The sequence below is a fragment of the Geminicoccus harenae genome (assembly GCF_019800005.1).
Taxonomy (GTDB): Bacteria; Pseudomonadota; Alphaproteobacteria; order Geminicoccales; family Geminicoccaceae; genus Geminicoccus; species Geminicoccus harenae.
Window position 1 is genome coordinate 1 of sequence record NZ_JABGCL010000175.1, and the last position, 1,035, is coordinate 1,035.

1 protein-coding gene is annotated in these 1,035 nt (G+C 67.0%); it reads right to left on the reverse strand.

The window, feature by feature from the left end:
* Positions 1 to 926, reverse strand: a 926-nt coding sequence (locus HLA95_RS27460; protein WP_440588851.1) for a flagellin N-terminal helical domain-containing protein, incomplete at its 3' end; no start/stop codon positions are given.
* Positions 927 to 1,035: the final 109 nt, after the last annotated feature.

The following is a 1,035-nucleotide window of genomic DNA, read 5'->3' on the forward strand; positions in this document are numbered from 1 at the left end:
TCGATCGCGGTGCCGGCGGCCGCAGCCCCCGCCGAGGTCGAGATGTCGGTGCCGGCCGTGCCCAGGGCCGCCGTGGTCATGTCGTCGATGTTGACCACCACCGTGTCGGCCGACTGGGCACCCACCTGGAAGGTCAGATCGCCGCTGCCGCCCACCGTGAAGCTCTCCGCGGCAAGCTCGGTGGAGAAGTCGAAGTTGGCGAGCGAGATCGAGACCCCGGCGTTCTTGAAGTTCAGCTGGCCCTCCACCACCCGCTGGTCGGTGCCGAACTCCAGCTGGATCGTGTCGGTGACGTTGCCATAGGTGAGCGTGAAGGTGCCGATCGTGGCATCCGTGGCATGGGCGCCGGTGGCGCTGTCCGCACCCACATAGGCAAAGCTCGCCGTGCCGGTGGCGGCACCATTCAGGCTCAAGGTGACGCCGCGGAAGTTGGCGTTGAGCTCGCCCGCCCCATCGAACTTGGCAAACGCGCCGCTGGTCGACACGGTGAGCGTCTTGCCGGCCGAGCCGTTGAGCAGCTGCGCGCCGTTGAACTTGGTCTGGGTGGCGATCTCGCCGATCTGGGTGTTGAGCTGCGCGTATTCCTGGTTGAGGAACTGCCGCTCGTTGTCGGTGAGCGAGCCGGACTGCGACTGCACGGCCAAGGACTTCATCCGCTGCAGGATGTCGGCGACCTTGGACATGCCGCCATCGGCCACCTGGAGCAGGCTCTGGCCTTGTGCGGTGTTGGAGGCGGCCTGTTTCAGCGCGGTCACGTCCGCCTTGATCCGGGTGCCCACGGCCAAGGACGCCGCGTCGTCGGAGGCCTTCACGATCCGCGAGCCGCTGGACAGCTTGGCCAAGGAGGAGGAGGCCGCGGCCGAGTTCTGCGACAGATAGCGCAGCGCGGTGTTGGCCGAGGTGTTGGTGGTGGCGGTCAGAACCATGCGACGAACTCCTTCTACCTGAAGGGAGATGAACCCGGCCGGCTATCTGCCGGCCGCCGGGACACTCAAGACCCGGTGCGCTTCCACCATGCACAGGCCGTGCCAATGC